The sequence below is a fragment of the Latilactobacillus parafuchuensis genome (assembly GCF_055271665.1).
Genome location: NZ_CM143875.1, coordinates 1,937,310 through 1,962,556, shown reverse-complemented (window position 1 = coordinate 1,962,556; position 25,247 = coordinate 1,937,310). Strand labels below are relative to the sequence as shown.

The 25,247-nt window shown below is 42.4% G+C and carries 24 protein-coding genes and 1 other annotated feature; of the genes, 3 read left to right on the top strand and 21 right to left on the bottom strand.

Annotated features, from left to right (window positions below; genetic code table 11):
• Positions 1 to 7: 7 nt before the first annotated feature.
• Complete coding sequence (gene parE, locus ACVPPQ_RS09725; RefSeq protein ID WP_254680084.1) at positions 8 to 2,017, bottom strand: DNA topoisomerase IV subunit B; 2,010 nt, start codon at positions 2,015 to 2,017, stop codon at positions 8 to 10.
• A 201-nt stretch (positions 2,018 to 2,218) separates the two neighbouring features.
• On the opposite strand from parE, the gene plsY reads away from it, so the two are divergent.
• Positions 2,219 to 2,845, top strand: a complete 627-nt coding sequence (gene plsY, locus ACVPPQ_RS09720; protein WP_463494316.1) for a glycerol-3-phosphate 1-O-acyltransferase PlsY — start codon at positions 2,219 to 2,221, stop codon at positions 2,843 to 2,845.
• Positions 2,846 to 2,853: 8 nt separating this feature from the next.
• Here the strand turns inward: plsY and ACVPPQ_RS09715 are convergent, their stop codons facing one another.
• Positions 2,854 to 3,633, bottom strand: a complete 780-nt coding sequence (locus tag ACVPPQ_RS09715) for an ABC transporter permease (RefSeq protein ID WP_025082608.1) — start codon at positions 3,631 to 3,633, stop codon at positions 2,854 to 2,856.
• On the bottom strand, positions 3,617 to 4,276 hold the full coding sequence (locus ACVPPQ_RS09710; RefSeq protein WP_463494313.1) for an ABC transporter ATP-binding protein: 660 nt from the start codon (positions 4,274 to 4,276) through the stop codon (positions 3,617 to 3,619). The genes ACVPPQ_RS09715 and ACVPPQ_RS09710 overlap by 17 nt, the downstream gene beginning before the upstream one ends.
• A gap of 150 nt (positions 4,277 to 4,426) precedes the next feature.
• Between ACVPPQ_RS09710 and thiD the strand changes: the two genes are divergently transcribed.
• The gene (gene thiD, locus ACVPPQ_RS09705; protein ID WP_463494311.1) at positions 4,427 to 5,227 is read left to right on the top strand and encodes a bifunctional hydroxymethylpyrimidine kinase/phosphomethylpyrimidine kinase; all 801 of its coding nucleotides are present in this window, start codon (positions 4,427 to 4,429) and stop codon (positions 5,225 to 5,227) included.
• 226 nt (positions 5,228 to 5,453) lie between these two features.
• Here thiD and ACVPPQ_RS09700 read toward each other — a convergent pair whose 3' ends face one another.
• The 8 genes from ACVPPQ_RS09700 to hisS all read right to left on the bottom strand — a co-directional run bounded on the left by ACVPPQ_RS09700 (position 5,454) and on the right by hisS (position 14,581).
• Positions 5,454 to 7,307, bottom strand: a complete 1,854-nt coding sequence (locus tag ACVPPQ_RS09700) for a DUF2207 domain-containing protein (RefSeq protein ID WP_463494309.1) — start codon at positions 7,305 to 7,307, stop codon at positions 5,454 to 5,456.
• Positions 7,304 to 8,206, bottom strand: coding sequence for a deoxyribonuclease IV (locus ACVPPQ_RS09695; RefSeq protein ID WP_463494307.1), 903 nt, complete (start codon positions 8,204 to 8,206; stop codon positions 7,304 to 7,306). Before ACVPPQ_RS09695 ends, ACVPPQ_RS09700 begins: the two co-directional genes overlap by 4 nt.
• Before the next feature lie 130 nt (positions 8,207 to 8,336).
• Positions 8,337 to 8,918, bottom strand: coding sequence for a tyrosine-type recombinase/integrase (locus ACVPPQ_RS09690; RefSeq protein WP_463494305.1), 582 nt, complete (start codon positions 8,916 to 8,918; stop codon positions 8,337 to 8,339).
• Positions 8,919 to 9,257: 339 nt separating this feature from the next.
• Positions 9,258 to 10,097, bottom strand: a complete 840-nt coding sequence (locus ACVPPQ_RS09685; protein ID WP_463496360.1) for a YitT family protein — start codon at positions 10,095 to 10,097, stop codon at positions 9,258 to 9,260.
• Between the two features lie 108 nt (positions 10,098 to 10,205).
• Entirely contained in the window at positions 10,206 to 10,724 is a 519-nt protein-coding gene (msrA, locus tag ACVPPQ_RS09680; protein WP_463494303.1) for a peptide-methionine (S)-S-oxide reductase MsrA, read from the bottom strand.
• The gene (gene msrB / locus ACVPPQ_RS09675; RefSeq protein ID WP_463494301.1) at positions 10,724 to 11,155 is read right to left on the bottom strand and encodes a peptide-methionine (R)-S-oxide reductase MsrB; all 432 of its coding nucleotides are present in this window, start codon (positions 11,153 to 11,155) and stop codon (positions 10,724 to 10,726) included. The genes msrA and msrB overlap by 1 nt, the downstream gene beginning before the upstream one ends.
• A gap of 340 nt (positions 11,156 to 11,495) precedes the next feature.
• On the bottom strand, positions 11,496 to 13,277 hold the full coding sequence (aspS, locus tag ACVPPQ_RS09670; RefSeq protein WP_463494300.1) for an aspartate--tRNA ligase: 1,782 nt from the start codon (positions 13,275 to 13,277) through the stop codon (positions 11,496 to 11,498).
• Positions 13,277 to 14,581 carry a histidine--tRNA ligase gene (hisS, locus tag ACVPPQ_RS09665; protein ID WP_463494299.1) on the bottom strand — a complete coding sequence of 435 codons (1,305 nt, stop codon included), beginning with the start codon at positions 14,579 to 14,581 and terminating at the stop codon, positions 13,277 to 13,279. The genes aspS and hisS overlap by 1 nt, the downstream gene beginning before the upstream one ends.
• Before the next feature lie 389 nt (positions 14,582 to 14,970).
• Between hisS and ACVPPQ_RS09660 the strand changes: the two genes are divergently transcribed.
• Positions 14,971 to 16,299 (top strand): N-acetylmuramoyl-L-alanine amidase, encoded by a 1,329-nt coding sequence (locus tag ACVPPQ_RS09660; protein ID WP_463494297.1) that lies wholly within the window; start codon positions 14,971 to 14,973, stop codon positions 16,297 to 16,299.
• 51 nt (positions 16,300 to 16,350) lie between these two features.
• Here the strand turns inward: ACVPPQ_RS09660 and cls are convergent, their stop codons facing one another.
• The 10 genes from cls to radC all read right to left on the bottom strand — a co-directional run bounded on the left by cls (position 16,351) and on the right by radC (position 25,178).
• Positions 16,351 to 17,787: a cardiolipin synthase gene (gene cls / locus ACVPPQ_RS09655; RefSeq protein WP_463494296.1), complete on the bottom strand. Its 1,437-nt coding sequence runs from the start codon at positions 17,785 to 17,787 to the stop codon at positions 16,351 to 16,353.
• Positions 17,788 to 17,799: 12 nt separating this feature from the next.
• Entirely contained in the window at positions 17,800 to 18,597 is a 798-nt protein-coding gene (locus ACVPPQ_RS09650) for an amino acid ABC transporter substrate-binding protein (RefSeq protein ID WP_463494294.1), read from the bottom strand.
• A gap of 4 nt (positions 18,598 to 18,601) precedes the next feature.
• On the bottom strand, positions 18,602 to 19,237 hold the full coding sequence (locus ACVPPQ_RS09645) for an amino acid ABC transporter ATP-binding protein (protein WP_463494292.1): 636 nt from the start codon (positions 19,235 to 19,237) through the stop codon (positions 18,602 to 18,604).
• Positions 19,238 to 19,249: 12 nt separating this feature from the next.
• A complete protein-coding gene (locus ACVPPQ_RS09640; RefSeq protein WP_463494290.1) occupies positions 19,250 to 19,894 on the bottom strand; it encodes an amino acid ABC transporter permease in 645 nt (214 codons plus the stop codon).
• A gap of 156 nt (positions 19,895 to 20,050) precedes the next feature.
• Positions 20,051 to 20,274: a binding site (T-box leader), on the bottom strand.
• 48 nt (positions 20,275 to 20,322) lie between these two features.
• Positions 20,323 to 21,117, bottom strand: a complete 795-nt coding sequence (gene minD / locus ACVPPQ_RS09635; protein WP_056950026.1) for a septum site-determining protein MinD — start codon at positions 21,115 to 21,117, stop codon at positions 20,323 to 20,325.
• A 2-nt stretch (positions 21,118 to 21,119) separates the two neighbouring features.
• Positions 21,120 to 21,791, bottom strand: coding sequence for a septum site-determining protein MinC (locus tag ACVPPQ_RS09630; protein WP_463494288.1), 672 nt, complete (start codon positions 21,789 to 21,791; stop codon positions 21,120 to 21,122).
• A gap of 16 nt (positions 21,792 to 21,807) precedes the next feature.
• Positions 21,808 to 22,338, bottom strand: coding sequence for a rod shape-determining protein MreD (gene mreD, locus ACVPPQ_RS09625; protein ID WP_463494286.1), 531 nt, complete (start codon positions 22,336 to 22,338; stop codon positions 21,808 to 21,810).
• 1 nt (position 22,339) lies between these two features.
• Positions 22,340 to 23,200, bottom strand: a complete 861-nt coding sequence (gene mreC, locus ACVPPQ_RS09620; protein WP_463494284.1) for a rod shape-determining protein MreC — start codon at positions 23,198 to 23,200, stop codon at positions 22,340 to 22,342.
• Positions 23,201 to 23,354: 154 nt separating this feature from the next.
• Positions 23,355 to 24,359, bottom strand: a complete 1,005-nt coding sequence (locus ACVPPQ_RS09615) for a rod shape-determining protein (RefSeq protein WP_413476280.1) — start codon at positions 24,357 to 24,359, stop codon at positions 23,355 to 23,357.
• Between the two features lie 162 nt (positions 24,360 to 24,521).
• On the bottom strand, positions 24,522 to 25,178 hold the full coding sequence (gene radC, locus ACVPPQ_RS09610) for a RadC family protein (RefSeq protein ID WP_463494281.1): 657 nt from the start codon (positions 25,176 to 25,178) through the stop codon (positions 24,522 to 24,524).
• Between the last annotated feature and the right edge of the window lie 69 nt (positions 25,179 to 25,247).

Here is a 25,247-nt window from a genome sequence, read left to right as displayed (position 1 = left end):
CACTTTTCTATTCGTCTAATTGTTCAAACAAATCAATATTAGTTGGTTCAGTTGGGGTACTGGCTGGGGCGTTAGTGTTCTCTAAAATACTACCATCTTCGGTTAATGTAAATTTGACGTTTTCTTCAATCCATTTCCGCCGTGGTTCAACCTTATCACCCATCAACGTGGTCACTCGTCGTTCAGCTAAGGACGCATCATCAATCCGCACTCGAATTAACGTCCGAGTCGCCGGATCCATCGTTGTGTCCCATAACTGGTCGGCGTTCATTTCACCTAACCCTTTGAAACGTTGTAAACTATAACCTTTACCCATACCCTTGGTTAATTTATCAAGTTCTTCGTCGGTCCAAGCATATTCAATCTTGGTTTTAGCACCGGCCCCTTTTTGTAACTTGTACAGAGGAGGGAGGGCAATGTAGACTTTACCGGCTTCAATTAAAGGCCGCATATAGCGATAGAAGAAGGTCAACAATAGAATCTGAATATGCGCACCATCGGTATCGGCATCGGTCATAATAATAATTTTATCGTAATTACTGTCTTCAACCTTGAATTCAGCGCCAACACCGGCCCCAATCGTATAAATCATCGTATTGATTTCGGCGTTCTTGAGAATTTCTGGTAACTTCGCTTTTTGGGTATTTAAAACTTTCCCCCGTAACGGTAGGATCGCTTGGAACTTCCGATCCCGGCCTTGTTTGGCAGAACCACCGGCAGAATCCCCTTCGACTAAATAAAGTTCATTTTTAGCCGCATTTTTAGATTGCGCTGGCGTTAATTTACCGGATAACAGGCCGTCAGAAGCTTTCTTCTTCTTACCGTTCCGACTTTGTTCACGCGCTTTACGAGCTGCTTCACGCGCTTCGCGGGCTTTTAACGATTTACGGACCAAGGCTTGCGCAAATTCGCCGTTTTCTAACAAGAAAAAGCTCATTTGTTCATAAATCAAGCTATCAACGGCGGTTCGTGCTTGTGGTGAGCCCAGTTTTCCTTTAGTTTGGCCTTCGAATTGTAATAATTCTTCCGGAATCCGGACGGACAAGATGGCACTCAACCCTTCACGAACGTCGGAACCTTCCATGTTCTTATCCCGTTCTTTCAGCAAATTAACTTTGCGCGCATAATCATTAAACGCTTTCGTTAAACCAGCCTTCATCCCGGCTTCATGGGTCCCTCCATCACTAGTGCGGACGTTATTGACAAAGGACATGATGTTTTCAGAATAGCCGTCGTTATATTGACCGGCAAATTCAACTTCGATGTCTTCTTTAGTGCCTTCAAAGTATAGCTTATTGCCAATCGTATCTTTGTCTTCATTCAGATAATCGACGAATGATTGAATGCCTTCCGGATAATGGAAAATCTCTTCTTTGGCCGGATCAACCCGTAAATCAGTTAACGTGATTTTAACGTCTTTTAATAAAAAGGCTGATTCCCGTAATCGTTCCGCTAACGTATTGTAGTTATAGGTGATTGATTGGAAAATCGTGGCATCGGGTTTAAAACTAATTAACGTCCCATCGGTTTCCTTGGTCTTCCCGACCTTTTGCAAGGTGCCCACTGGATGGCCACCCTGTTCAAAGCGTTCTTCATAAGCTTGACCATCGCGTACAACGCGGACGGTTAACCATTCAGATAAGGCGTTGACGACACTCGCACCAACCCCATGAAGCCCCCCCGAAGTTTTGTAACTATTCTGGGTAAATTTACCACCGGCATGCAATACAGTTAAGATGACTTCAATCGTGGGGATCCCGGATTGATGCATCCCAGTCGGCATCCCGCGACCATGATCGCGAACACTGATACTGTTGTCAGCGCCAATTGTGACGTTGATTTCAGCACCGAACCCCGCTAAGGCTTCATCGACCGCGTTATCGACGATTTCGTAGACCAAATGGTGCAAGCCACGACCATCAGTTGACCCAATATACATACCAGGTCGTTTGCGAACTGCTTCGAGCCCTTCTAAGACTTGAATCGAACTATCGTTATAATCTTGTTTTTTTGGCATTCAAGAATGACTCCTTCGTTTAAAAATAAACAGATAAGTTATATTATCAACAACTTTTAGTGATTTGACAATCCCTAATTTCAAATTGATTAAACATCCAAATGTATGTTCGTAGCAATCTATTCTAACATACAATATTCACTTTCCTTTGTCAAAATGATAGAATGAATAAAACAAATCGGTTTACTAGGAGTTTTTTATATGAAATTAGGTCTTATCTTTATCTTAGCTTATTTAATCGGTGCCTTCCCATCCGGGGTGATTATTGGCCGGGTTTTCTGTCATAAAGATCCGCGCGATGCCGGCAGTCATAATATTGGGACCACCAATTCCTACCGGGTTTTAGGCCCAATCGCCGGGACAGTCGTCTTATGTTTAGATATTTTAAAGGGGACGTTGGCCGCTAGCTTGCCAATCATCTTTAATTTACACTGTCATTCGTTAATTCTGATTGTCGGGATGGCGGCGGTCTTCGGCCACGCCTACTCTATCTTTATTAAATTTAAAGGGGGTAAGGCCGTTGCGACAAGTGCTGGGATTCTACTCGCGTATAACCCACCCTTCTTCCTAATTGCGAGTGCCATTTTTGTGAGTTTGATTTTAATCACGAGTATGGTCAGTATTGCGAGTATGTTGGGCATCACCTTGGTAACCATTATTGCCTTTACGTATTATCAAGATCCGCTATTAGAAGTGATTACCCTGATTGTCTTACTCTTCTTCTTCTATCGCCATCGTGAAAATATTCAACGGATTAGAAAAGGAACTGAAAATTTAGTCCCCTTTGGTCTCTATTATTGGTTCAAAAATAAAAGCAAAAAAGATTAGGCGTTGGCCTAATCTTTTTTATTTGTCGTCATATCAATCAATTGTTGTTGTTGATTGTAGAATGAGTGGTAGGCTAAGTAACAAGCAATCACGGAACCTAAACTCGTCGCCGATAACAACATAAACGTCACCAAAATTTGGTACATAATGGCTTTGACCGGATCAATCCCCGCAAAAATCAAACCGGACATCATCCCCGGTAGACTAACCAATCCGACAGTTTTAGCTGAATCAATCGTCGGTGCCATCCCCGTTTTAATACTATTACGGACAATCGCAATCGAAGCTTGCTTCAAAGTAGCCCCCAACGCTAACCGTTCTAAAACGGCTTGGCGTTGATCTTTAAAACTGGTCAACATACTCCGATAGCTGAGCCCAATCGCGACCATCGAATTCGAGGCAATCATCCCCGTAATTGGAATGATTTGCGCCGGCATAAACTTAATCGCCCCAGATAACACAAGTAGACCCAACGTCACCCCGGTACTCGTCATAATGGCCATTAACGAAATATAACCGGCATTGCGTAAACCAGCCGCTCTCTTACGCGCATTCAACGCTGCGTTACCGATAATAATCAGCATCATGATTAACGTCAGCCAAACGTGATCGATGTGAAAAATAAACTTTAATAAATAACCAACCACGATTAATTGAATCACGGCCCGAATAACACTGAAAACGAGATCTTTTTCTAAACCAATCTTTTCATGGAAACTGATGATTAACGCGACAAAAACTAAGGAAATTGCAAAAGTTAACGATAACGGATTAACGGCTAAATTCATGAGTAGTTGCCCATTGGCCAGCAACCATGGTTAACTGGCGGCCCTTTCGTTGTAATTCTTGTTGATCATGGGTGACACTGATGACGGTCACCCCTTCAATTTCGTTATAATCAGTAATTAATTGATCAACAATCGCTTTATTAGCGGCGTCTAACCCTGTGGTAACTTCATCGAGTAACAAAACTTCCGGTTTAAATAATAAATTACGAATCAAAGCCACGCGCTGTTTTTCACCGCCAGAAAGGGCGGTCACCTGCTTGGTTAAATAAAGGGCGGTCAAACCAACTTGCTGTAACCGTTCTAAAATTAAATCATTGTCAACTGGTAATTGGCGAATCTCGAACGGAAAATTCAGATTATCAGCCACTGTTTCCCCAAATAAAGTCGGCTGTTGAAAACAATAAGAAACCCGCTTGCGGTATTCACTAGGCGTGATTGTCTCAATTTGACAATCATCTAACTGAATCGTGCCACTCGTCGGTGTTAATAAACTGGCAATTAACTTCAATAAGGTGCTTTTACCACTACCGGACGGCCCCGTCAGCGTCACGTATTCGCCCGATGCTACCGTTAAATCAAGCGACTTTAAAATCGGTTGCTGATCAACGTTATAACTGACGTCTTTAATGCATAGTTGTCCCATAATTTCCTCCAGATAATAATTATTATAATCTATATCGTTAGTATACCCGAAACTAGCGCAATTAGGGTAAATAATGTTTGTGATTTAGCAATAAACGCTTATACTTTAAAGTATGTTCCTCAAGTCGTTAAAAAGAGAGAGGTTGCCCTAATGCTAAATGATTTTCCCCAAGTAATGACCATCGCTGGTTCCGATTCTGATGGGAGTGCCGGTGCTCAAGCCGATTTAAACACTTTTTTAGCTCGTCATGTTTATGGGATGAGTGTTTTAACCGCCTGTGTGGCTGGTAATTCATACGGGATTCACGCCAGTCATTCTTTGCCGAATGCGTTTATCGATACTGAATTCCAAGCGATTGCGGATGATTTTAAAGTCCGGGCTTGTAAGACTGGGATGTTAGACGATGCCGCGATTATTGAGACGGTTGTTGCTAACTTAAAGCAATATGATTTCGGACCATTAGTGCTAGATCCGGTGATTGTCACGAAACACGGTGCTTTATTACTCGAAGATGCCGCGTTTGAAACTTTAAAAGCCCAATTAATCCCGTTGGCAACTGTTATCACACCCAACTTCTATGAAGCTCAAAAATTAACCAATCTCACGATTGAGACCCCCACCGATTACCAATTAGCGGCCGATCAATTGATGGCGATGGGCGCTAAAAACGTCATGATTAAAGGCCAACACACTGAAAACCAAACGATAATTAGTGATTACGTCCAATTAGCGGATGGTCAACAGTTCTGGTTAACCGAAGATTATATTCAAACGACCCATATTAACGGGACTGGTGATTCTTTATCGGCTTGTATCTGTGCCGAAATCGCTAAAGGGGCTTCGGTGGAAGCTGCCATCCGAACCGCTAAAAAATTCGTCCATACGGCGATTGCTAATCCAATTGCCGTTGGTCACCGTTTCGGACCGATTAACCATCACGCCAATTTTTAATCAGTCACACCAAAAAAGCTGATTATCCTGACAATTCGGGATAATCAGCTTTTTTTAACTTGATAGGCAATTGATAACGTGCTTCTCAGCCAACTTCTTCCGTCTAGCTACGAATCGCAAATCATGACTAAAACCAGTCATAATTCACAATTCTAGGCTATACTCAGAATCAAACCGTGGGTGTGAGCACTCGGTTGCTAACCGCAACTCAACACACTTACTCAATTTAGAATGTGCCACCGCCAGAACCGCCACCGAAGCCACCTGATGATCCGCCGGAGAACCCGCCGGACCCCCCTGAGACACTAGTAGCGTTAGCAACACTGAAGGCCGTACTAAAACTGTGATCGAGGGCTTGATTGAATGATTGCCCCATATTGACGCCATAGAAGCCACCATAATAATAACCAAGTGGCATGGTCGCAATGACTTCAGTACTGAATTGGACTTTTAACGCTTTAATCACGCGATCAGCCACCCCAAAAGCAGTCGCATAACTGAGATAACGGTCCCACAAAATGACATCTGTCACCGCCGCCATATCAAGACTCGTAATATCCTTGAGCATTTGCTTGAACCCTAACCATTCATAGCGCTTTTGATCGCCAATTGTTGACCAGAGCTTTAGATGTTTGAGTTGCCAAGCACAATAACCAACTAGTATAACGCTACTAAGGATGCTCCAAGGTAACAGCAAACCAATTAACGAACCACCAATGCTAGCCACTAATAAAACAATACTAACGACTAACCAGCCCGTGACATACGTCACTGTGGATTGTGCTTTAGCCAGTAGCCAACCCGTTTGGACCGCTTCTTCTTGAACAGCCGTTTGCCAAGCTTTGTACGCTTTCAAAAAGCGTTCTTGGTTATGTTTCTTAGGATAGGCCTCAACTTGTTCCAACGTGACTTGGCCTTGATCACCAATGATGTCAAATAACCAATGCACGAGTGACTGTTCTGATTGCGTTAGTTGTGTTTGATCAATCAACTGTATTTGATAGGTCACTTTATTTTTATGAAACAGGCCCGTCGTTGCGGGAACTTCTTTAATCGCCAAGTGACGCCGCGCGACTAAATCTAAAATTGTCGCTGACAAACTATCGGTTTTGGTATCTTTAGGTCCCGGATAATTCAATAAATATTGAACGACAGCGGGCCCATTTTTATCTGGTAATTCATAAACATGCTCGGGATGATTGGTACTGTAAGATTGTTTCGGTAACGCCTTTTTGACGTGCCGCGCAATCAACCAGATGCCAATTGGGGCAATCACAACCAGTATCACCGAAAGAATCACAACCATTTTACGTTGCATTTGGCGTTGTCGATTCGCTTTTTCGGCTAAGGCCTTTTCAGCTTTCAAAATCGCTGCCCGTTTATTTTGATCAACCCGATTCGGATTAGTCGCCGTAACACCCGTTGGGAAAATCAAATGACTTTCCAACATTTGATTGGCCGGGTTGCTATCTAGCGTGATTTTAACCTGACCTTTAGCTGCATCAACAACTTGCTGGCCGGCTAAATCACCATGCGTCCATGATTTCAATTGATCTTTAGCCAACTTTTTAGGCAGTTGAATAGTGATTGCGACGTTGTCTAAATCGCTATCCCAACCAGTCCCAATCACCCGCCAATTCAGTTCGGCCGTATCGCGATAATTGATGATTAAATTGGTTAAACGGTATTTTAGAACCACGTTTAACGTATCGCCATCGGTTGCCGGTTGATAGAGTTTAAAACGATAAACCTGTTGATCATTGGTTAATTCGTATTGTCCCGTTTGATTACCACCGGCCGTAAACGCTTGTTGATTGACGCTAATTTGCGGTTGTTCGAGCTGTTTTGTTTTGCCAGTTTTAGTGCTTAAATCCTGATTGATGTAAATCCCGTTAATATCGTCTTCAATCTTGAATCGAATCCGCTGTTCCACCTGCGCACTCCCATCCGATTGGACATTAACCTGGGTCTGGTATTGGTTAATCTTATAGGTATCAGCGGCTTGGACTGGTTTTATGCCGTTCGCGAGGAAGACGAATCCCAATAAACTGAGCCAAGTAATCAATCGGCCGGTTTTCATAGCTGACCTTCATTGGCTTCGATTGTTGTCAATAAACCTGGATCGAATTGCCCCGCTTTAAGCATCGCAATTTCATAAGCATAGGGTGCAAAATTATGTTTCTTATCCGCACCAACGTAGGGTGTTTCAAGAATCTTAGGCACGTTGGTTAATTGGGGATGGTGACAAATTGCATTTAAAGCATCGAAGCCAATTTCACCAAAACCAATATTAGCGTGCCGGTCTTTGTGCGCACCCATTGGATTTTTAGAATCGTTTAGATGGACGACTTGTAAGCGGTCAAGACCGATAATCTGATCAAATTGATTGAGCACCGCATCAAAATTATTTTTAACATCGTAACCCGCATCATTTGTGTGACAAGTATCAAACGTCACCGATAGTTTTTCGTTATACGTGACACCGTCAATCATTTTGGCAATTTCGTCAAACGACCGCCCGACTTCGGTCCCCTTACCCGCCATCGTTTCTAACGCAATGTGCGCCGTCTGCTCTGGTCGGAGTACTTCGTTTAACCCTTTGATAATTTGTTGAATACCCGCGTCAGCACCTGCACCAACGTGAGCGCCCGGATGTAAGACGATTTGAGTTGCCCCAACGGCTTCAGCTCGCAAAACTTCTTGTTGCAAGAATTCAACGGCGAACTTAAAGTTCTCAGGTTTAATCGTGTTGCCTAAATTAATGATATAGGGCGCATGCACCACGATTGGGCCCAATTGGTGTTCAGTCATATACGATTTCGCAGCGTCAATATTCAGTTCTTCAATCGGTTTCCGCCGGGTATTCTGAGGAGCGCCCGTATAAATCATAAACGCATTGGCCCCAAATTGAGCGGCATCTTCGGCTGAACCGAGTAACATCGGTTTGCCTTTCATACTAACGTGACTTCCTAATAACATAATACAACCTCCATGAATTGCTTGATACTTTGATTGTCACAGATAGCGGTTTAAAATGCAAGATTTGACCTATAAAAAGGGACTGATTTTAAAATAAAATCGGCCCCTTTTTGAATACTTTCCTATTAAATTACAAACCAATCAAGAGTTGTTGTTTCTTCTGTAGCACTTCATCTTGGGTAATCCCAATATAATGCAACGTAATTTCCTGTGAAGCGTGCCCAAAATCAATCATTAACGATCGCACGTCACCATATTTTTTGTAGAACCAATAACCATACGTTTTCCGCATTGTATGGGTCCCGATATCATGCCGACCTAATTGGTCCGCTGCGACGTTTAAAAAACGATAAACGCCGTTACGCGTGATATGGCCGTCACCGACGCGACTTGGAAATAACCAGTCGGCATCAGCTAGTCCCGCTTGCTCCAGATAACTCATAATATAGGGTCGCAATGCTACTAAACTAATTTGCCGCCACTTGCCCGTTTTCTTTTCACGAATTAACGGATTATCCTGTTTAACCGTCTCGACTTTAAGTTCAACAATATCCGAACAGCGTAAACCGGTATTGATGCCGACCAGAAATAATAACTGATTACGGGGGCCCATCGTCATGTGTCGTAAAATAACTTTCATATCTTCAATATCGTCATTTGTCCGTAAAGGTTGGACATTGATCGTATTGTGTTTTCGTCTTTTTTTAGCCATAATTCTCCTTGGTTTTAACGCACGCTTTTACTCATTATTATTATAAACCGTGCGGTGACTTTTTGCACGCCTTATAATCGTTGATTTAACAGCTTTTTAAGCGCACGCTTTTATCCAAAAGCGTGCGCTCAAATTACTTAAATTCATTTCTGACAGAAGGTTGATGCACCGGCGTTGTTCAACACTGAATGCTGAGAGACGGATTTTAAGCCCGTTTCAGATTTAAATTTGATACCTTGTCAATTAACCCATCCATTCGTTAAATTAGTTAGCCCCACAAAATAGTGTCATTAAAAAAAGCCAACGCATCCGTTAAGATGAATTGACTGGTTAAATCGTTTATTTAATTTTAGCTTCGTAGAAATGACCCATAATTTTGACGGCCTCGGTAATACTGACGAAGGCGTGATCATCCGCCTTTTTCATGACGGCTTCTAAATCATGCATTTCAAACCGTGAGATGACCGTAAAGAGCATTGTTTTTTCTTCACGATTATACGCCCCTTCAACATCATGAACAATCGTAATCCCGCGACGCATTTCGTCTTGAATCATTTGAATCACGACTTTGGGATTATCGGTAATAATCATAACCTGCATCTTTTGTTGACGCGTATAAACCATGTCGATTACTTTACCATTAACAAAGATACTCAAGATACTGTAAAGGGCATGTTCCCACCCGAAGATGAAGCCAGCGGCGAAGACTAAAATCACATTAAAGATAATGTTTATCGTCCCCACCGAACGCCCGGTCTTCTTTCGCAGGACAATCCCAATAATATCGAGTCCACCGGTCGAGATATCATTTTTCAACGCCGTCCCAGTCCCGAAACCGTTAATGACGCCCCCGAAAATCGCACAGATGATCGGATTAGTCGTTAATTGGGTCAATGGCATAATCTGAACCATAATACTGGAGAAGACAACGGCAATAAAAGTGTAAATTGTAAAATGGTGCCCAATTTTAAACCACGCAATAACAAATAGTGGCACGTTTAGCAAGAAAATCATCAAAGACGTTGATAATGTAAACGGCATAAAACGCCCCGTTACCGTATGAATAAATTGCGCGAACCCGGTAATGCCCGAGGCGTAAACGCCACCTTCTTCCCAGAAAAAATTCAATGCAATTGAGACACAAATCCCGTATAAAATGGCCGCCGAAATCTTGGCCATATTTTGATGTTTCCGTGCTAGATCGTCCACTTAATAATCACCTATCATTCACTTTTGATGTCTACCATTCTAGCACATCATCAGTTAATACTAAAGGTTTTATTAGAATTAATCGGACCAATTCTCATGAATAAATTTTTTGCGTTGAATTTCACCCAATTCAGCTCTGAATGGGTTTTTCTGATAGAAATCTTGGTGATAGTCTTCCGCTGGATAAAACGGTTTGGCGGTTTCGATTTGAGTCACAATTGGCGCTTGAAAACGACCACTCTCCACTAATGCTTTTTTAGAATCCATCGCAATCGTTCGTTGGGCTTCTGAATTGACAAAGATGACCGGTCGATAACTATCACCGCGATCTTGGAACTGACCCATCGCATCGGTAGGATCAGTCTGTCGCCAATAAATTTCGACTAAATCCGCATAAGTGATAATGGCCGAATCAAAAGTAATCTCAACGGCTTCAGTATGGCCCGTTTGATGGGTACAGACTTGTTCATAGGTTGGATTGGGGACGTGGCCGCCAGTATAACCGGAAACGACTTTTAAAATCCCGGGTTGTTGGTCAAACGGCTGCACCATACACCAAAAACAACCTCCTGCAAAGATTGCGGTCTCGACTGCCATCATGCACGACCTCCTTCAAATAGCGATTGGTATTGGCCGAGACCAGCTTGTTCTAGCTCAGCCAACGGAACAAATTTTAAAGCGGCCGAATTAATGCAATAGCGTAACCCACCTTGTGCTTGGGGTCCGTCGGTAAAAACATGGCCTAAATGGGACTTCGCTTGACGACTACGAACTTCAACGCGTTCCATGCCGAAGGATTGATCGCGTTTTTCGGCCAGCTTTTCAATCGGTTTCGTAAAAGACGGCCAACCACAGCCGGCATCGTATTTATCGAGTGAACTAAATAGCGGTTCATGACTGACAACATCGACGTAGATGCCGGGTCGCTCGAATTGATCATATTGCCCAGTAAACGGCGCTTCAGTCGCACCTTCTTGAGTGACTGCATATTGTTCTGGTGTTAATTGGTTTCTTAAGTCTTCTGACATCACACAACACCCCTTTGTGTTCCTAATTATAACCATTCAGCGGTGAATTACGATTAATCTGCTCAAAAAAGGGCCAAGCTGTGACAGAAATCTCAGTATTCTGATCTAAACGAACATTTCTCGTTAACACGCGTCAGAACTCATCAATTTCCGTTCAAATCAAAAAATCCACTTATCCCTAAATTCAGGATAAACGGATTTTTCAACTTGATAGGCAAGGATAACGTGTTTTTGAGTTGCAACAACCTCCGCTTAACCTAAAATTATCCAGTTATCTTAAAATCAAGATAACTAGATAATTTTCTGTTAATGCTCGATTGCTACCCGCAACTCAACACACTTACTTGTCTAATTCTGCCCTAACTTCTGGTTCAACTTCCAAACCTAATTCATCTAATTGTGCGTCAGCCACTCGGCTAGGTGCACTCGTCATTGGTTCTGAGGCGTGTGAATTTTTAGGAAAAGCAATTACGTCGCGAATGTTATCACGATCAGATAATAACATGGCGAAGCGATCTAAGCCAATCGCAAAGCCACCATGTGGTGGGAAACCATAGTCCATGGCACTTAATAAATGACCAAATTGTTCTTCGGCCGTTTCAGGCGTAATATCTAACGCTTTAAACATCTTTTCTTGGACATCACGTTGATAGATACGGAGTGAACCGCCACCTAATTCGTAACCGTTTAAAATAATATCGTATGATTGCGCGTGGGCTTTATGCGGATCCGTTTCTAATAAATCAATATCGGTATCGTTCGGACGCGTGAAGGGATGGTGAGCTGCAATCCAGCGACCAAAACCTTCGTCGTATTCGAATAATGGCCAGTCAACGACCCATAGATAGGCGAATTGTGATTCATCGACTAAGCCCATTTCATGGGCAAAATGTTTCCGTAAATAACCTAAGCTATCACAAACGACTTGGAATTTATCGGCAACGAACATGATTAAATCACCATCTTTGGCCGATAATGTCGTTAATAATTCACTCGTTTGTTCCTTTAAGAACTTAGCGGTTGGACCGGTTAATTCACCATCGGCCACTTTAACCCAAGCGAGGCCTTTAGCACCGTAACGCTTGATGTAATCCGTTTGTTCGTCCATCTTTTTACGAGAATACTTTTCAGCCCCACCAGGAACAACGATGGCGCGGACCAGGTTACCATTATTGGCAGTCTCACTGAAGACCTTGAATGAGCTGGTTTTCATCATGTCGGTTAAATCTTGAATTTCTAAATCAAAACGAATATCGGGCTTGTCTGAACCATAACGGTCCATCGCATCTTGCCAGTTCATGCGTTTGAATGGTGTTGGCACATCAATTCCCATAACATCTTGCATGACTTGTTTGATGATACCTTCTGCTTGCGTTTGAATTTCTTCAGCGCTCATAAACGACGTTTCCACATCGATTTGCGTAAATTCAGGTTGACGGTCACCACGTAAATCTTCATCACGGAAACAACGGGCCATTTGATAATAACGATCAAAGCCAGCATCCATTAATAATTGTTTGAAAACTTGGGGAGATTGAGGTAGCGCATAAAAGCTCCCTGGATAAACCCGTGAAGGCACCAAATAATCCCGAGCGCCTTCTGGTGTTGAACGCGTTAAATTAGGCGTTTCAATGTTTAAAAAGCCGTTGTTATCCAAGTATTTATGGGCCGCTTGGGTAATCTTTGAACGACGGATGATGGCTTGTTGCATTTCAGGCCGACGTAAATCTAAATAACGGTATTTTAATTTAGTTTCTTCAGCCGTTGTAATACCATCTTTAATTTCAAACGGTAAATTCTTGGCTTCATTTAAAATCGTTAATTCACTAACGATCACTTCAACTTTACCAGTCTGCATATCCGGATTAATCGCAGCTGCATCACGAGCTTGAACTAAACCAGTGACTTCAATCACGTATTCATTCCGCAACGTATTGGCCAAGGCTAATACTTCAGGTTGATCCTGATTGAAAACCAATTGAACGATGCCTTCGCGATCACGAAGATCAACGAAGATTAAATTGCCTAAACTCCGGCGTTTTTGAACCCAACCGTGTAAGGTCACTGTTTGACCGATAAAACTGTCATTGACTAAACCATTGTAAGTTGTCCCTGTTTTCATTATGCATTCTCTCCTTGGGCAGCAATTTGTGCTTGGACTGCCTTAAAATCAGTTAGTAAGTCAGCCATGGCTACCGTAATTTCAACACCACTGACCATATTTTTAACGTGTGCGCTTTGTTCTTCTAATTCTGATTCACCAATCGTAATCACTAATTGAGCGTTGAGCTTATTAGCCGTTTTAAATTGCGCTTTGGGTTTGCGATCTAAATAATCACGATCCGCCGTAAAGCCGGCTTGGCGAATACTTTCAACAATTTGTAAAGTCGTTGGACTGGTTTCAATTCCAATCCCAACTACGTAAGCATCTAATGGTGTTTCAACCACCAGTTGGTCATTTTGGGCGTTCATTAGGAGTAATAAGCGTTCAACGCCTAAACCAAATCCACAACCGGCCATTGCAGGACCGCCAAGTTGTTCGACTAGCCCGTTATAACGACCACCCGCTAAAATTGTCGTATAACCACGACCGAGCACCTTATTGTTGGTCATGATTTCAAAAATGGTATGGTTATAGTAATCCAGACCGCGCACCATTTCAGTATCAATTTCATACGGAATCTTTAGCGTATCCAATAGTTGTTTAACCGTCGCGAAATGCGCCTTAGCGTCATCCGTCAAGTAATCCAAAATCACCGGTGCGTCTTTCACAATTTCTTGATCCTTGGCATCTTTACTATCTAAAACCCGTAATGGATTTTTGTACAATCTAACCTTAGAATCAGCACTTAATTCGTCAAAATGGGGTTCTAAATAGCTGACGAGCGCTTCATGATAAGCCGCGCGACTATCAGCATCACCCAACGTATTAATCGCGAGTTTCAAATCGGTAATTTGGTATTCGCGCAACAAGGTCATCGCCATGCTGATGACTTCGACATCTACTGCGGGACTATCAGCACCAAAGGCTTCGACCCCAATTTGATGAAATTGACGTTGACGGCCTGATTGGGGTCGTTCATAACGAAACATCGGTCCCATGTAATAGACCTTGTAAGGTTTTTGATGTTCAGGACCGTAGAGTTTGTTTTCAACAAAGGCCCGGACAACGCCGGCAGTTCCTTCAGGACGGAGCGCGATGTGGCGGTCCCCTTTATCCATAAAGTCATACATTTCTTTACTGACAATATCGGACGTATCACCCGAACTCCGTGAGAAAACATCATAGCTTTCAAAAAGCGGTGTCCGAATTTCCTTAAATTGATAACGATTAAAAATATCACGTGCGGTTTTTTCGACAAGTTGCCATTGGCTGGATTCGCCAGGTAAGATGTCAGCAGTGCCTTTTGGCTTTTGATAGCCCATCTTTCATTCCTCCAAAATAGATACCAAACAAAAAAGCACCCCTGTTGTTGAACAAGGGTGCTTAATCTGCACGGTACCACCTTAATTTTTGCTTGATCATAACGTTGTTGCCAACGGTGTTTATTGCTAAACACGAACCTCAAAAGCTGTCAGGTGCCACGTGATTTCTTTCAGCATTGAAATCTCTCTGTTTGGGTGGTTTATTATTGCTCCATCAACGGTCATAAGTTATTCTGTTGCTATAAGATTAACGTTATTTCCGCCAAAAGTCAATATTTCTTGAATTTTTTGTAATTTTTTTAGCTTATCCCTTTAGAATACGCGGATTTTTGCTATAATTAATAATATGAATTACCTACTAAAATAAATTTAACAAAGGTGTTGAAGAAATGCAAAAACCTTTGAATTGGCTGAAACGCTATCCAGCCGTCATATTGTTGCTAATCATCGTTGGTGTAGGCCTTTTTGCCACACACGTCTTAGCAACTTATCAGCAGATTACAATCAAAGCAAACGTCGTCAATGTTCGTCAGGGTCCCGGATTATCGTATGATGTGATGGAACAAGCCAGTAAAGGCGAATCTATGAATGTCATTTCCCAGAAAAATAATTGGTATCAGGTCCGTTTAAGTGGTGATAAAATCGGTTGGGTCGCGAGTTGGTTAGTCGACAATACCGAAGTCAGTGCGACCTCTAACCGGGTGGCCAAGGTCACCTATACGTTTGCCAATGTCCGCAAGAGTAGTAATTCGACTAGTCAGTTATTGGGGAAACTAAATAAAGGCGATCAAATTACCGTCTTATATCAACAGAATGGTTGGAGTCAGATTAAATATAATAACGCCGTTGGTTGGGTCCAAAGTAGTTTAATCAGCGTCACTAATGACGCCCCAACGACGGTTCAAAAAACAACCACCACCGCTGATTCTAGTTCAACCACGCAAACATCGACCGATATTCAATCAGTCACGACGCAGTTGAATGATACGAAGTTACGTAGCGGTCCCGCCACGACTTACGACTATTCCAAAACCTATGCCGCCAATACCAAGCTAACCTATGTTAGTAAAAGTGGTTTATGGTATCAGGTCAAGGATGCTGACGGTAATACCGGTTATGTTGCTAGTTGGGTCGTGACCCCCTCATCAACCAATGAGGTCGTCAAAACAAGTGCCACTTCCCTTTCTGAAGCCACAATCGTCTTAGATGCCGGTCATGGTGGTAGCGATGTTGGTGCCCTTTCAACGGGTGATAAGTATGAAAAAACTTACACGCTTGAAACGGTTAATGCAATTGCGAAGAAATTACGGGCGGCTGGCGCAAACGTCGTCTTAACGCGCTCATCTGATAAATTTATCGATCTCGCTCCCCGGCCGGTTGTCGCCAATAAAATTAAAGCGGATGCGTTCATCAGTATTCATTTTGATTCGAGTACCAATGCCAATGAAGCCAGTGGGACCACGACCTATTACTATTCAAGCAGCAAGGATAACACGCTGGCTAAAGCGATTAATGCGCAGACGAAAACCTTGCCGTTAACTAATCGGGGGATTGAATACGGCAACTATCAAGTGCTCCGTGATAATAAACGCCCTTCTGTCTTACTTGAATTAGGTTACATCAACAACGATACTGATTTTAATTACATTAGTAGCAGTAGTTACCAAGAACAAGTCGCCACGGCCGTTTACAACGGTTTAACGAATTACTTTAAATAATCAAAAACAGCGAACCGTCCAATCAATCTTGGATGGTTCGCTATTTTTGTTTTATAAAATCGGTGCTAATAATCTAGCGAGGTCTTGTCTCATCCGTTGACCCGTCGTCTGTTGTGCCAAGCGCTGTTTAGTCAATGGCAAGCACAACTTGAGATCAATTTGAAAATCTTGTTCTAATTGGGTCGTTAAGGATGGATCGTATAAGAAACAGGTCGTTTCAAAATTCAACTTAAAACTGCGGATATCTAGGTTAGCCGTACCGATTGCTGCTAGTTGACCATCAATCATCATTGCGCGCACGCGGAAACCACTAGACTGGTATAGATAGACCTGTCCGCCGGCTCTCACAATTTGGCGTGCATAGTAGAGATTGGCCTGATGGACTAGTCGGTGTTTCGGATTTTCAGGAATCATAATTTTAACCGTGACTCCCGAATTAATCGCTAATACTAAGGCTGCCAGTACCGAATCATCCGGAATAAAATACGGTGTTTGAATCCACAGCCGTTTTTTAGCGGCCGCAATTGTTTTTAAGAAACCTAATTTAATTTCAGGCAGTTCTCGATCGGGTCCCCCAGAAACGAGTTGCATATTAGTCGTCCCGTGTTCAGCCGACGTTGGAAAATAGGCTGGGCTATAATAAACTTTGGATTGACGCGTTGCAGCGTTCCAGTCCATAAAAAAACGGGCTTGAAAGGACAATACGCCATCACCGGTGATCTTTAAACGGGTATCCCGGGCTAATGAGCCACGGTAATAATTAAACTGGTTAAAATCGCCTAAAAACGCGGTATTACCGTCAATAATCGCAAATTGCCGATGATTTCGAAAGTTAAACCGAAAATTAATGAACCGAAATTTGGAGCTAAAAAACGGTGTCACCTGTCCGCCCGCTTTCAGTAAGGGTTTAAAAAAATGCCGCGAAATTTTCTGAGAACCAAACGCATCGTAAATTACGCGGACCTTGACCCCCTGTTGGGCCTTATAAGCCAGTAAGTTGACCAGTTGCTTCCCATGAGCGGATTCAAAGAAGGCGTAGTATTCGAGATGAACATGGTCACGTGCACTGTTAATATCAATTAATAAGCGTTGATACGCCTCAGGTAGTTCCGTTAAGACCGACACCTGATTTTCGCGCGTTAAAACCGCCGTATTCGACACCAAGAAAAGATTAATCAGACTTTGGATTTCAGGGGATAGCGTTGGTTCAGCTTGCGTTTTCAATTCTCGCATCCGCGCCTTTTGTTCAGTCACTCGTTGGTCAATTCCGAGCCGAGCTTGCGTTTTTAAATCATAAATTTTTTCTTCGGATATTTTTTGACCAAAAAAGAGGTACAAAATAAAACCAACAATTGGCAATAAAATTAAAACTAATAACCACGCCCAAGTCGCCGCAATATCCCGTTGTTGCCGAAATACCGTGATAATGGCCCCAAACGTATTCACCACAACAATGATGACGATGCCCCAAATAACGATGGCTGTCATGCTCACTTCACCCTACTTTTTAAACCATTTTGCTTGAATCTTTGCTAGTTGTCCGTTGGCTTTCAAGGTCGCGTAGCGCTGATTAATAAATTGGCGTAATTTTTTATCTTGAGGTCGCATGCCAACCGCAAATTGTTCAGCTGCAAACGGCGATTTAATCGCTTGAAAATCGGCCCCATTTTGACGCGCTTTAATTTCAAAATCAGCATAGACTTCATCGATTAACAACCCATCAATGCGCTTCGCTTGTAAATCAATAAACGCGTTATTATAAGTATCATATAAGATTGCTGTCTTTTGTGCAATCTTCTGCTTCAGAATTGTTGGCCGACTATCCAATTGTTCCATACCAGAAGAACCGGTTTGAACGCCTAATTTTTGGCCCGTTAAATCGGCAATCTGATTAATTGGTTGGCTTTTAAGTGAGACAATCATTTGGTGGTTGGTTAAATAGGGTGTACTGAAGGCCACTCGTTTAGCCCGCTGCGCCGTTTTAGAATAACCACTCCAAATCAAATCGATCGTTTGATTGTTGAGTTCAGTTTCCTTCATGTCCCAATCAATCGTTTGAAAATCAATTTTAATCCCACTGCCTTTAAAAATGGCGCGCGCTAACTCAATATCAAAACCGGTTAATTGACCATTTTTAGCCCGATAAGTCATCGGGACAAAACTATCGTCGATCCCAATCACAATTTTTTGTTTTTTTTGAATACTGGCCCACTGATCTTGTTGGTGGTTTGGCCCACATCCGGCCAGCAACAAGACACTGCCGAATAAGATGGTCAATAACGTTACTATTTTCTTCATATTGTTAAACCTCGTTTGGCTGTAATTCGAAGATTTGATCCGCAATCTTATGCGCAAATTGAATATCATGAGTGACGACAATTTGAGTCATTTCACGTTTTTTTAAATCCAGAATTAATTGCGCCACACTTTCAACTAGCGATGGATCTAGTGCACTGGTTGGCTCATCATAACAGAGAATCTCAGGTTGCATCGCAAGTGCTCGCGCAATCGCAACCCGTTGGCGTTGGCCACCTGATAATTGAAATGGATAAGCGCTGCTCTGGTTTGCTAAGCCTAGTTGGGTCAATAGCTGTTGGCCAGCCGTTTGCGCCGTTGCTTTCGCCATTTTTTTAACCATTTTAGGGGCTAATGTGACGTTTTCTAAAACTGACAAATGTGGAAATAGCCGGAAATCTTGAAAAACAACGCCGATTCGACCTTCTTTTTCAGCCGCACTCGGTTCGTAGGCTTCGCCATCAATGATAAATTGACCGCTATCCGGTTGGTCTAACCCACTCATCAACCGTAATAACGTTGATTTACCCGCACCACTGGGCCCCACAATTGCCAGGATTTGGCCACTTTCGACCGTTAAATTTAAATCGGTTAAAATTGGCCGACCTTTAAAAGATTGATTAATATTGACTAATTGAAACATCTGAAACCCTCCTTAACGGTAATAGCGATAGTAGCGTTCTAATTGACGCAAAACCCCGGTACAAATCGCAGTTAATAATAGATAAACAATCGCCACTAGCACCAGTGGTAATAAATTGACATCGCGCGCACTGGCAACATTGCCGGCCCGTAGCAAATCGCCAATCCCAATCACATACACTAGGGATGAATCCTTGATTAAGTTAATCACTTCATTGCCGACGGACGGCAACACAATTTTAACCGTCTGGGGCACGATGATTTTACGAATTGTTTGTGGGTAGGTTAAACCTAACACATGAGCCGCTTCAATTTGATTGCCATCGACGGCTTGAAACCCACCGCGGAAAATTTCGGCAAAGTAGGCCGCATAATTTAAGATGAACGCAATCAATGCTGCATCAAAACGATCAAAGACAATCCCGACGACCGGTAGCCCGTAAAAAATAAAAATCAGTTGCAATAGTAACGGCGTGCCCCGCATCAACCAAACATAGATATTCAATAAATAATTGAGCGGTTTAAACTTGGCTAATAACCCTAAGCTTAAAAACAAGCCTAACGGAATCGAACCTAAGACGGTTAAACTGAAAATGGCGAGGGTCATCTTAGCCCCACTTAATAATGCTGGTAAAATCGATAAACTATATTGAATCATATTGTGCTCCTTTCAAGCGTTCAAATAAAAAAGCCCTCTTCGTGCCTAAACACAAAGAGGGCGACTAATCGCGGTTCCACCTCAAATACTTGTTGACCTTACAATCAACAACTCACGTAGTTCTAAATGCAACAAAAAAGTCCCCTCGGATTACTCCAAGAGGACGAATTTATCGCGGTTCCACCTCAGTTTAATAAACGACTCACATCGTCTAAACTTATGTAGTTTTAAAACTACAGCGATAACGGGCTAACGGATTATCTTACTATTGGTTCAGATAATCAACTCACGGATGTGCCATTAATTTTAACGGTCTGACTTCCACCAAACGTCAGCTCTCTGTTTCCCTTAAATTAATTTGGTCCGTTCACAGTTTCAAGTATTGTGATTATTCTAGTCGATATTTTCTGAAAAGTCAACCAGTTTAATTATTTACGACCGAAAAGGCGTGCCCAGAAGCCGACTTTCCGTTCCTTTAACGTCATCAATGGCACGGTTTCACCTAATAAACGGCGGGCAATGTTGCGGTAGCCTTGGCTCGCTGAATTTTTAGGATCTAAAACGATTGGTTCACCCGCATTGGACGTCTTAATGACCGCATCGTCATCAAAAACAATCCCCAATAACGGAATCGATAGATGCTTCGTAATTTCATCAACATCCATCGTTTCGCCTTCATTCATCATGTGGCGGCGAATTCGGTTGATCACTAAGCGGGGTGCAATTTGCATTTCATGTTCTTCTAACAAACCAACCACCCGATCAGCATCACTGACGGAAGAAATTTCTGGGGTCGCAATTACAATCGCCCCATCAGCACCAGCAATCGCATTTTTAAACCCGGATTCAATTCCGGCTGGACAATCCAGAATCACGAAATCAAATTCTTCTTTAAGTTCATTGACAATCGCCGTCACTTCTTCGGGTTCAAGCGCTTCTTTATCCGCATTTTGAGCAGCGGGCAATAAATATAGTTTTTCATCAAAACGTTTGTCTTTGATTAAAGCTTGGTGTAACTTCGCGCGACCCTGTGCAACATCCACGATATCATAAATAATCCGGTTGCTGAGGCCCAAAACGACGTCTAAATTACGCAAACCAATGTCTAAATCAAGCAGACAAACTTTTTTATCTAAAAGGGCTAGTGCGGTCCCAATGTTCGCACTCGAAGTTGTTTTACCAACGCCACCTTTACCCGATGTAATCACTAAAGCAGTTCCCATAGTTATTGCTCCTTCATTTTACGATATAATTTTGGATTGATTTGTTTTAAATCCGTTATCGCTCCATAATCAATCACGTGTAAATCATTAATGTAACTCATACTTTGCGCAGTGAATTGATTTTTTTTATGATCAAGAATTTCCACCGCATCCGCAATTCGTAATTGCACCGCGTGTGATAAATCCCCAGCAATCACAGCTTCTGGATTATCAGGATAACCAGCATGAACAATCCCAGCGACTTCCCCGAGAACAAAAATACTCCCTGAGGCTTTAACGGTTGCACCTTGATGTAAATTGCCGACAAACAACACGTCGCCGTCGTAGTTCACTTCCTGGCCACTCCGTAACACATTTGGTTCAACGTGGAGCCGATCAGCTTCTCGTTGCGCCGTCGCTTCCTCAATCGTCATCACTAATGATTGAATCCGATTGACTTGGAATTCTGGAAAGCGTGCTAGCGTCGTTTGCAAGGCGGCTTCTTGTGCTTCGTTTAACAGCCGTAAGCCAGTCGTTAATTCCAATTCAATTTTGTCGGAGCCCAATGTTGGTTGTTCCTGACGGATTTTGGTTAATAATTCGGCCAACGCCAACAAGGCCTGATCGAAATCAGCCCCTGCGTCAATATTTAACTCAAATCCTTCTTTGCGTCCTCTTAATGTGACTGCATCCATAAAAAAATCAAACCCCTTATCGTTCTGATTTTAATTTTAGCAATAAATACTTGATAGGCAAATATAAAAAGATAAAAAATACTAAATTCAAGGCAATCGTTGGCGCTAAAACGTTGCTGATAAAGTCAACTGGAATCGTCGTCACAATGCCGGCCATTCGATTGAACAAGTAAATGACGGTTTCTAACAACGTTAAACTAATCAGATAAACCAACGCGATAAAAAACGGCGAGTCTGGTAAATATTGTTTTAAATACCGCACAATGTACATAATCAATGGTACGGCAAATGTGTACATCCCGAGCATCCCCGTATAATACAAATCATAAATTAAACCAATCCCGATTGCATACCATGGTAGTCGCGTTTCTTCGGGCAAGATAAACGCCGCTAAAACGAGCACCAACATGAACAACCGACTAATAATCGTATGATCTGGTGTGTAAAGCCAAGTTTGGCCTAAAAGACTAATTGAACCATCGAGATAAAAAGCGACCATTATATAAATGGGTAATAAATAGCGATTTTTCAAGTGGGCTGTCGCCATCTTACTCACCTTCAATCGTACGTTTAATCACGGTCACGACGGTTAAATTATTTAAATCAGCCGCGGGTGTGACGTAGACCGTTAAGGCTAGACCATAATCATCTTTTTTAACGGACGCGACTTTACCAATATACAACCCTTTAGGCGTTAAACCACCTAAACCAGAGGTAATCACTTTATCACCCTTTTTAATATTGGTGTCAGTCTTAATTTGACCTAGTTTTAATTGTTTACGATCAGCATTGTAACCGGTCATGATACCGTTGACTTGTTTACCGTCTTTCGTATCAACAACGGCTGCAAAACCGTTACTTGAACCGCTGGTACTTGAAACTAATTCAACTTTCGAATTCGTTTTATTGACTTCAGTGATGCGACCAATAATTCCAGATTCAGACATGACGGGCATGTTCTTCTTCAAACCAGCCAAAGCGCCTTTATTAATCACCAAGGCGTTTTGCCAGTTGTCCGGATTACGCGATAAAACCGAGGCCGTCACCGTCGTATAATCGGTTAGCGTCCCTTTTAATTTTAATTCCTTTTTTAAACTAGCATTTTCTTCTTTTAACGTTTGCGTTTGCACCTTGGTTTGAGCTAAATCATCCAATTGTGCTTTTAAATCTTTATTTTCTTGATAAGTGTTCACTAGATCTGTTAAGGCGTCGACGCCGTGACCAATACCGTTCGCCGGAACGCTCACGACTTGGTTCGTAATACCGACGACATCATTGCCGAATTGTCGCACAAAATTGGGGGCTTTTTTACTATTACGCAAGCCAACTGACATTGCGACTAGTCCCATGCAGACAATTAACGTGACTAATAAAACAATTAATTTTTTATTCGAGAAAAACTTTTGCATGGTTTCTTCGCCACCATCCATCTTTAATAGCCTAAATGTGGGACAAAAAACGATTAGGCGGTTTCTAAACTAGTCTCGTGATTCACAACCCGAATCAGTCTCTAATTTAGGTGTTCCACAAACTAACCACTTCTTGTCCCACTTTTAAGATTGTTTAATTTTTTTTCATAACATCGATGTTCTTAAGTGATTCACCAGTCCCGACCGCAACACAATCCAATGGATCTTGTGCGATGAATACTGGGACCTTAGTGGCATCCGAAATAACTTCTGGCAAATGTTTCAATAAAGCACCACCACCCGTTAAAACAATCCCGTGATCAATGACGTCAGCGGCAATTTCAGGTGATGTTTCTTCAAGGGTTTCTTTAATCGCTTCGATAATCGCAGTGACGACTTCTTTAATCGCTTCAGCAATATCAACGGCTTGAATATCAACCGTCTTAGGTAACCCAGTCACTAAATCACGACCGCGAATACTCATTGGTTCGATTTCTTTAGCGCGTTCAGGTGATGCTGAAGCAATTTGGAATTTGATTTGTTCAGCAGTCCGTTCACCAATCAATAAATTACTGTTTTGACGAATATATGAAATAATCGCATCATCTAATTTATCACCGGCCATCCGAATTGAACGACTTGAAACAATCCCACCTAATGAAATCGTCGCAACGTCGGTTGTACCACCACCGATATCAACAACCATGCTACCCGTTGGATCCATCACTGGAAGACCGGCACCAATTGCTGCGGCAAATGGTTCTTCAATCACGTAAGCATCGCGAGCGCCAGCGACTTTAGTTGCGTCGATAACGGCCCGTTTTTCAACTTCTGTGACACCACTAGGGACGCAGACCATGACAAATGGTTTGCCAGATGAACGACCTAATGATTTTTCGATGAAATATTTAAGCATCGCTGCAGTTGTATCATAATCAGCAATCACGCCATCTTTCATGGGGCGAATCGCAACAATATTGCCAGGTGTTCGGCCAATCATGTCACGTGCTTCAGAACCAACGGCAATGACGTCACCAGTCTGTGTATTTTTAGCGACAACAGAGGGTTCTCTTAAGACGATATCTTTACCGTCCATGTATACGAGCGTATTTGCGGTACCTAAGTCAATACCGATGTTTTTAGTCCCTAATCCGAACACTATTTTTCTCTCCTTTGATAACCAAACGTTTTTATAGTCATTGGCATTATATCATAATTTTTCATAATAAAAAACGCAATGTAACTACATGTTAACGGATTTTCATGATTATTTTCATCTCTATACCAAAATTAAAAGATTCTTAACCAAAATTTAAACGCCTTAATCCGTTAAATAACCCTCCTCACGCAAACTTAAATAGTGCTGGCTACCGATAATCAGATGGTCCAAACAAGTAATCCCCATTAACTCTCCACAGCCGGTCACTCGTTTCGTAAAGGCGATATCCTGAGTTGAAGGCGTTAATTGGCCACTCGGGTGGTTGTGGACCAAAATAAATTTGGCGGCTGAATATTGCACCGCTAATTTAAAAATTTCACGCGGATGAGCGACCGAACTATTTAAGGTCCCAACATAAATTTGTTTAATTTGAATCACTTGGTTTTTAACATCCAATAACACCACTAATAGCTGTTCTTGCGTTTCGCCCGCCAATAAGTCGATCATCCGCTGACCGACCATCTGACTCGAAGCAATCACCCCAAAGCGAATCGTGCGTTGCATTTGCAATCGATGACTTAGTTCACAGATTGCTTGGAGTTCCATCGCCTTAACCGGACCAATCCCGGTCAAACGCACCAATTCTGTTAAACTGGCTTGTTCTAAATCGCGAAAATCTGGATATTGTTTTAACAGCGATTGCGCCACTTCTTGAACCGTCGCTTGTTGATTGCCAACACGTAATATCACAGCAGCCAATTGTTCGTCCGTTAGACTAGCAGCGCCGTGTTGCATGAGTTGTTCCCGTGGTTTAAACATCGTTACCTCCCATCAAAAAAAGCAGTTCAGCTGAACTGCTTTTAGTCCTTCTCTCAATCATACGTGAGA